Source organism: Acinetobacter sp. GFQ9D191M, assembly GCF_011174875.1.
GTDB lineage: Bacteria > Pseudomonadota > Gammaproteobacteria > Pseudomonadales > Moraxellaceae > Acinetobacter.
In genome coordinates, this window is record NZ_JAALGV010000155.1 from 1 (window position 1) to 739 (window position 739).

Annotated in this window: 1 protein-coding gene; it reads right to left on the reverse strand. The window is 65.4% G+C overall.

Translation table 11 applies throughout. From position 1 onward, the window contains the following. Nucleotides 1–39: 39 nt before the first annotated feature. The coding region (locus G5T77_RS17320; RefSeq protein ID WP_000326430.1) for a DUF3363 domain-containing protein at nt 40–739 on the reverse strand (700 nt) is incomplete at its 5' end.

Genomic DNA, 739 nt, shown 5'->3' on the forward strand with positions numbered 1-739 from the left:
ATCCGATTATCTTTTGCTTTGTCAACGGCATGGGCGCACTCAGCGTTCCAGCCCCCTCTGCCGCCCTAACTGCCACGACACCGACCCGCCCTGCACGATGCCCATAACCTCGCGGCCGAGTTGGCGGTCGATGATCGGCCGCCACGGGACAAGGGTGAACTCATGGGATTTCTCGACCACGGCGAACTTGCCGCTCGATAGATGCACGGTTCCGGTAAACTTGCCGCTGACGCTCTCGCCGTCCGTGGCGGCGCGGAACGGCAGGCCCTTACTCAAAGCCATATCCGATCCGACGCCGGCTACCTCGCGCTCCCGCAGGATGGCGAGAAGGTTGCGCCGGTAGAAGACGCGGCTGTCCCGGCTGCGGGTGGCGTCGCCCTGTTCGATATGGTGCTCGCGGCGCTGGTCCATGGCTTCGCGGACTTGTTGCCCGAAGCCGGTTGGCGCAAGGTCGGCCGTCTCGCCGTGGATCAGCCGCCGGTCCAGCCAGGTCGCGCCGTCCGATCCGATCTGTTTGTTCAGATCGACCGGGGAAAGGACGCGAACGCTGGCCTGACTGTCTCGGCCGGCGTCATGGGCGGCGGCACGGCTGACCAGATCATCGGGGATGCGCCATTGGTCGGCGTCGATCCGCTCGACGATACCGGCCCGGCGTAGCGCCTCCAGCCGGCGCACATGGGCATCGACATAGCCCTCATAGTCGCCGCCTGGAACGCGGCACGTATAGGAAGAATAAACG